This window comes from Comamonas testosteroni, assembly GCF_000761245.1.
Taxonomy (GTDB): Bacteria; Pseudomonadota; Gammaproteobacteria; order Burkholderiales; family Burkholderiaceae_C; genus Comamonas; species Comamonas testosteroni_C.
In genome coordinates, this window is sequence record NZ_AWOR01000086.1 from 1 (window position 1) to 5799 (window position 5799).

The 5799-nt window shown below is 61.1% G+C and carries 10 protein-coding genes; all 10 read left to right on the forward strand.

What is annotated here, in order from left to right; translation table 11 throughout:
* On the forward strand, nt 1–435 hold a 435-nt coding region (locus tag P353_RS24020; protein ID WP_232776870.1), incomplete at its 5' end, for a hypothetical protein.
* Nucleotides 432–809, forward strand: coding sequence for a hypothetical protein (locus tag P353_RS24025; protein ID WP_034375366.1), 378 nt, complete (start codon nt 432–434; stop codon nt 807–809). The genes P353_RS24020 and P353_RS24025, both read left to right, overlap by 4 nt.
* Nucleotides 806–955 carry a hypothetical protein gene (locus P353_RS29695; RefSeq protein ID WP_198529142.1) on the forward strand — a complete coding sequence of 50 codons (150 nt, stop codon included), beginning with the start codon at nt 806–808 and terminating at the stop codon, nt 953–955. The genes P353_RS24025 and P353_RS29695 overlap by 4 nt, the downstream gene beginning before the upstream one ends.
* Nucleotides 956–957: 2 nt before the next feature.
* Entirely contained in the window at nt 958–1200 is a 243-nt protein-coding gene (locus tag P353_RS24030) for a hypothetical protein (protein ID WP_034375368.1), read from the forward strand.
* Nucleotides 1200–1457: a hypothetical protein gene (locus P353_RS24035; RefSeq protein WP_034375371.1), complete on the forward strand. Its 258-nt coding sequence runs from the start codon at nt 1200–1202 to the stop codon at nt 1455–1457. The genes P353_RS24030 and P353_RS24035 overlap by 1 nt, the downstream gene beginning before the upstream one ends.
* Complete coding sequence (locus P353_RS27695) at nt 1454–1849, forward strand: hypothetical protein (RefSeq protein ID WP_052085004.1); 396 nt, start codon at nt 1454–1456, stop codon at nt 1847–1849. Before P353_RS24035 ends, P353_RS27695 begins: the two co-directional genes overlap by 4 nt.
* 143 nt (nt 1850–1992) lie before the next feature.
* Nucleotides 1993–2184 carry a hypothetical protein gene (locus P353_RS24045; protein ID WP_034375374.1) on the forward strand — a complete coding sequence of 64 codons (192 nt, stop codon included), beginning with the start codon at nt 1993–1995 and terminating at the stop codon, nt 2182–2184.
* Nucleotides 2185–2192: 8 nt separating this feature from the next.
* The gene (locus tag P353_RS24050; RefSeq protein WP_034375376.1) at nt 2193–3152 is read left to right on the forward strand and encodes a hypothetical protein; all 960 of its coding nucleotides are present in this window, start codon (nt 2193–2195) and stop codon (nt 3150–3152) included.
* Entirely contained in the window at nt 3149–4960 is a 1812-nt protein-coding gene (locus P353_RS24055; protein WP_052085005.1) for a YqaJ viral recombinase family protein, read from the forward strand. Before P353_RS24050 ends, P353_RS24055 begins: the two co-directional genes overlap by 4 nt.
* Nucleotides 4961–5028: 68 nt before the next feature.
* Nucleotides 5029–5703, forward strand: coding sequence for a hypothetical protein (locus P353_RS24060; RefSeq protein WP_034375379.1), 675 nt, complete (start codon nt 5029–5031; stop codon nt 5701–5703).
* Nucleotides 5704–5799: the final 96 nt, after the last annotated feature.

Here is a 5799-nt window from a genome sequence, read left to right on the forward strand (position 1 = left end):
GCTGGACCCTCATCTGGCGAACCGCTGCGCCGTCTATCTACTCCCCCCTCACTTCGCAGTGAGCTTGCCACCTCAGGGTGGCTTTTTTATTTGGATGTCGCCATGACTGAAACAGATCAAGGGCTGCTGGAAATGGCGGCAAAGGCCACAGGCCGCAAAACGACGCTTCTGCCGCCATCGCCAACACCAATCCGTGATTGGGTGCACGGTGACGATGACTGGGACCCTCTGACCAACGATGGCGACGCGCTGAGGCTGGCAAGTCACTTCTGCATGCTGGTGAATACCGGGCCATGCGAAGCATCCGCCAGCACGATTGATGGCGTCTTGCGAGGCTTCGTCGCAAGGGAAGAAACGATAGTGCAAGGACAGGATGAAGCAGTGCGCCGCGCAATCGTCCGCGCCGCCGCCGAAATAGGGAGGGCCATACCATGAACGCCCGACCTCCTATCTACCTCGGCCCCACTCCAAACCCTCATGCAGACGCCGAGCGCTGGAACGATGAGGAAGCCGAGGCAGATGCTCTGCACGAAACGGCTGCCGTTCAGGCGCCGGGCATCGTGGCTCGACAGTTCGCCAAGGTGGTCAATCCTGGGGACTGGTTCGAAAAATACGCCTTCGCCGGCGGCATGAGCGCAGACGAACTGCTGTATCAGGCCATGGAAGCCAGCGACGACGCGACCCAAGCCGCATTTGCTGAGCTGATGGTCAGCCCTGCGGCCCAGCGGCTGCGCGACGCGATCGCCAACCACTTCGCAAAGCTACACGCCTTTGCCATCTACACCGACTACCTGGAGGACCTTCAATGACACCCGCTCAACGAGTAGCCCAGCACCCTGCCCTTGCCGAGTTCTGCGCCCAGCAGGTGCTGGCCCAGATGGCAGAGCCGCTGTCCCCCGAGCAGATCCGCGCTGCTCTGGCCCCTGAAGCTGAACATCAATGCGAGGCGTTCTAACCATGGCGAAAAAACTCATCCCTGCCAGAACGATCGTGATCTGCGACTGCTGCGGCAATGAGCGGGATCAATCAAATGGGCGTCTTGAGGCCAAGGTTGAGATCTTCCGTAATGGTCTGGATGCATATGGTCACGCCGTCGCCAGCAATAACGCCAGCTATGACCTCTGCGATACCTGCATGACTGCTGTAGGCAAGGCGGTGCAACAGGTGTTTGATGGGGCCAACCCTGAAGGAGCCACCTGATGCCCTCCCCCATCCAACTCCAGCGCCTCCCGCGCCGCAAGAAGCCCGCACCAACGCGGGCTTTGTTGTTTCTGGTGCTGCTGACCTTGTTCGTGTGCGCTGGGCTGGCCGGATGCAGCGCACAGGCGGCAGATGCCCCGATCACCACCACTGCCGCCGACCTCAAGCGTGCCGCCGCCGGCGCGTGGCTATGCCCGGGGATGACAGCCGTCTGGCTGGACGAAGTAACTGTTCAATGTATTAAGGAGAAACCATGAGCGAAGCAATGCACACCCCGGGGCCTTGGAACTATGGAGCTGACAAATGCCTGAGCAATGATGAGGCGCTCGCTATCTGCAAGCAGAACATCGACGCTCACAAGAAGGAAAGCAGTGGCTACTTCTATGTTGTCTATGTTGGCGACGGACGAAGAACAGCTCTTGTGGGGCACGGGCCAGATGGAGCGGCTAACGCCCGCCTGATAGCCGCCGCGCCGGAGCTGCTGGAGGCTCTTCAAGAAAGTCTCGCGGCCTTGGAATACGTCGTTGAGCAAGCCGGAGGCCCTTTCTGTGAGCATGATGGCGGTGTTGTTTGCTTCTGCAAGGAGAACACTGCAATCGGTGCAGCGCGCACAGCCATCGCCAAAGCCACAGGCCAGCCCCATGACTGAAGCGCTCGCCCTCCTCTTCTTCGCCCTAGCCAGGAAGCCATGAGCAAAACAGACACCAAGCCCGGTACCGCCCGGGCTTTTCTTTTGTGGGTGGCCAGCAGCGCTGCCTCCCTTCTCGCCGTTATCACTCAAGTGAGGTTTTCATGAGCATGTCCGCTCCCCATGAAATTTACGTCCGTCACACCAGCAAGGACGGTTCTTCCTATGTGCAAGAGCACCGCGTCTGGGACGCCGACCGATTTATGGCCGCGCGCCGTGATGACGTTGCAAAGGAAGGCGGCAAGTCTGCTGTGCAGCAGCTGACCCGAGAGCAGTTCCTAGCACAAAAGAAGTGAGGCCCACCATGAGCAACGCTCTCACCGCTCAGCAATCGACAGCTCTGCGGCCCGCCGGCCAGTTTGACCTGAGCCCTCAGACTTTCGACCAGGCTCTGGAATTCTCAAAGTACTTGGCAGACAGCGATATGGTGCCAAAGCAATACCGCGGCAAACCGGGCGACTGCCTCATTGCCATGCAATGGGGCTATGAGATCGGGATGAAGCCGCTCCAAGCCCTGCAGAGCATTGCCGCAGTGAACGGCAGGCCATCCATCTATGGCGATGCCGGCAAGGCAATGCTGCTGGCCGCCGGATGCCAAATTGATGAGGACGACATTGAGAAGGTCAGAGAGACTGGGCGTGCCCGCTGCAAGATAACAAGGCCTGGGCGCAAACCCACTGAGCGGACCTTCAGCATCGAGGACGCGAAAACAGCTCGACTCTGGGGCAAGGATGGGCCATGGACCAACTACCCATATCGTCAGATGGCCTGGAGAGCATTCTGGTTTGCCGCACGCGATGCTGCTGCCGACCTGCTGCGCGGCATGGGCGGTGCCGAAGAGCTGCAGGACATTCCCACCGACACGCCAGCAGCATCCCAGGGCGAGCGCCACATGGGCCAAGCCGAAGTGGTTCAGCCTGAATGGGCGGCAGAACGCTGGGCGGCCGGCCTGAGCAAGTGGGTGGATGGCATCGCCGCCGGGAAGCCTCTTGCCGATGTTCTGGCCTGGCTCAACAGCAAATACAAGGTCACCGCAGAGCAAGAGCAGCAACTGCGCGATGAAGTTGCAAAGCGTCAGCAGACGGCTGACACCAGCACCACGGCGCCTGATCCTGAAAAGCTGGCCGCCGAAATCAAGGCCTGCACTGACCTGAACAAGCTGTACGACCTGGGCAACCAGATCGAAGTCATTGCTGACCCGTCGCAGCAAGCCACCCTAACCGACATTTTTGATACCCGCGCGGCAGAACTGGAGCAAGCATGACCATGCAACTCGTGAATCTCATCCAGGGCAGCCCGGAATGGAATGCCCACCGCCGCAAATATCTCAACGCCAGCGATGCGCCAGCGATGATGGGATGCAGCCCCTACAAGAAGCGCTCAGAACTGGTCAAGGAACGGGCCACGGGCATCACGCCCGAAGTCGATGCGATCACGCAGCGCCGATTCAACGATGGGCACCAATTCGAAGCCCTTGCCCGTCCTCTGGGAGAGCAGATCATAGGAGAAGATCTGTCGCCCTGCGTTGGCACCCGTGGAAAGTACTCGGCCAGCTTCGACGGTCTGACTTTCATGAACGATGTGGGCTTCGAGCACAAGACGCTCAACGCTGAGCTGCGCGAGTTGCTGTCGAACGAATGCCACGGAGATGACCTCCCTATGCATTACAGGGTGCAGATGGAACAGCAGGCCATGGTCTCCGGCGCTGAGCGCATCCTGTTCATGGCCAGCAAGTGGACCGCCGAAGGCCTGCCAGTGGAGGCGCTCCACTGCTGGTATGAGCCGAACGCTGAGCTGCGCGCCCAGATCATCGCCGGCTGGGAACAGCTGGAGAAGGATGTGGCGGCCTACGATCCCAATGCCGAGCGTCCCGCCGCCGTGGTGGCTGAGCCGATTGAAAGCCTGCCGGCCGTGGCTGTGCAGCTGCAGGGCAGCTTGGCCGTGGTCTCCAACCTGGACCAAGTGGCCGTTGCCGTGCGTGCTTTCATCGACGGCATGGTAGCCAAGCCAGCCACCGACCAGGAATTCGCAGACGCCGAGGCCGAGTGCAAGGCCCTGAAGTCTGGCGAAGACGCCATGAAGGCGGCCGTGGCTAGCGCACTGGCCCAGGTCAGTGACGTTGAAGCCTTCACGCGCACCGCCAACGACCTGGCCAACTTGATGCGCACCACGCGGCTGGCCCGCGAAAAGCTGGTCACGGCTGAGAAGGAGGCCCGCCGCACTTCGCTGGTGACGGATGCCAAGAAGGATCTGGACTGCCACATTGGTGAACTGGAGAAGCGCCTGGAAGCAATCGACGGCCGACCCTGCCGATTCCCTCAGGTTGCTGCTGATTTCGCAGGGGCAATCAAGGGCCTCAAGTCGCTGGACAGCATGCGCGACAAGGTGGCCGTGGCCCTGACCAATGCCAAGCACGAAGCCAACCAGCTGGCCGACCGCCTGGAAGCCAACCGCAAGCACCTGATGCAAGAGGACGGAGACTGGATTGCCCTGTTTGCCGACTTTGCCACCGTGGGCACCAAGGCTGCCGAGGACTTCCAGGCCCTGGCCGCTCTGCGCATTGGCAATCACAAGCAGCAGGAGGCCGCCCGCCTAGAAGCTCAGCGCGAGCAGATCCGCAAGGAAGAAGCCGCCAAGCTGGAGCGCGAAGCTGCAGAGGCAGAGCGCAAGCGCATCGAAGAACAGGCGCAGTTTGAGCAAACGGCGATTGCCAAGGCCCAGGAGGCTGGCACGCTGGCCGCGCCCGTGGCCGACGATCTGGCCGGACTCGTGCAGGACAAGGCAGTGGAAGGCATCGCCGGCATTGACGCCAAGCAGGCGATCAGCACGGCCAAGGCCAGCGCAGCAGCAGCTGACACCAGCCCGATCATGACGCTGGGCCAAGTCAACACACTGCTGGAGGCAGCAGGCCTGGGCAAGATCAGCGCCGCCACGCTGGAGCACCACGGCATCCAGTTCACCCGCGAGCGTGGAGCCGTGCAGGTCACCGAGGCCAACATCAAGCGCCTGGCGCTGCTGCTGTCCCTGGGATTCCGCAAGCTGGCCGACGAACTGCAGGCAGTTACCGCCTGATCGAAATCAATAGCAACCACCGCAAGCCTGCTCTAACCCAGCAGGCTTTTCATTGAAAAGAGGATTCCATGGCCTTTGAACTGACCAACCCCACCACAGTCGTCATCACCAACGCCAATCCCCGCCGCGAGCTTCACGGCGAAGAAAAGGTGCGCGCCATCGACTTGGCATGCTCGCTGACTGGACCGAACACGCTGCTGGATGTGATTGAGCCAGGCCTGCGTGAGCACCACTACTGCAACAAGGCGGCCAAGGACGGTCAAGACGAGATCCCCGGCCTGGATTTCCCGCTGCCGAACCTGCGCCACCCCCAGTTGCCGCTGCTGTACCACTACGGCAAGGGCCTGAAGTTCCGTGGCTACCGCCTCACGCAGGACTGGGGCCTGGACGAATACCACGTTGACTTCACTGACGTGGTGGTGTCCAACCTGCAATATGAGCTCTCCGAAGGCGGCAGCGTCACCATCAAGTGGACCATCTCGTACAACGGCGAAGAGCTGCAGGACAACATGCTGTTCGGTGAGCTCTCCGGCCTGGCCGCCGAAGGCGAGATCTCCATCAAGCTGCTGGCCCCTGCTGAACTGGTACAGGCCAAGAAGGGCTATCGCGCGGGCAAGCCCGACACGCCCAGCACCGGCGGCAACCCGGATCAGCGTGACATCGAAGACGATGAAGGTGGCGAGAAGCAGCAGACGCCTGAGGATGCTTTTGCAGCTGCCGTGAATGCGGAGGCTCAGTCGTGAACGCATTCGACCAAGCCAAGCCGCGCCGCAAGGTGCACAAGACCGTGAAGAGCATCGACGTTGAGCTCATCACGATCAAGAACGATCCCTTCCCCG

Coding starts and splice junctions, on each gene's coding strand:
- P353_RS24025 (WP_034375366.1), top strand. CDS start 432: ATGAACGCCCGACCTCCTATCTACCTCGGCCCCACTCCAAACCCTCAT.
- P353_RS29695 (WP_198529142.1), top strand. CDS start 806: ATGACACCCGCTCAACGAGTAGCCCAGCACCCTGCCCTTGCCGAGTTC.
- P353_RS24030 (WP_034375368.1), top strand. CDS start 958: ATGGCGAAAAAACTCATCCCTGCCAGAACGATCGTGATCTGCGACTGC.
- P353_RS24035 (WP_034375371.1), top strand. CDS start 1,200: ATGCCCTCCCCCATCCAACTCCAGCGCCTCCCGCGCCGCAAGAAGCCC.
- P353_RS27695 (WP_052085004.1), top strand. CDS start 1,454: ATGAGCGAAGCAATGCACACCCCGGGGCCTTGGAACTATGGAGCTGAC.
- P353_RS24045 (WP_034375374.1), top strand. CDS start 1,993: ATGAGCATGTCCGCTCCCCATGAAATTTACGTCCGTCACACCAGCAAG.
- P353_RS24050 (WP_034375376.1), top strand. CDS start 2,193: ATGAGCAACGCTCTCACCGCTCAGCAATCGACAGCTCTGCGGCCCGCC.
- P353_RS24055 (WP_052085005.1), top strand. CDS start 3,149: ATGACCATGCAACTCGTGAATCTCATCCAGGGCAGCCCGGAATGGAAT.
- P353_RS24060 (WP_034375379.1), top strand. CDS start 5,029: ATGGCCTTTGAACTGACCAACCCCACCACAGTCGTCATCACCAACGCC.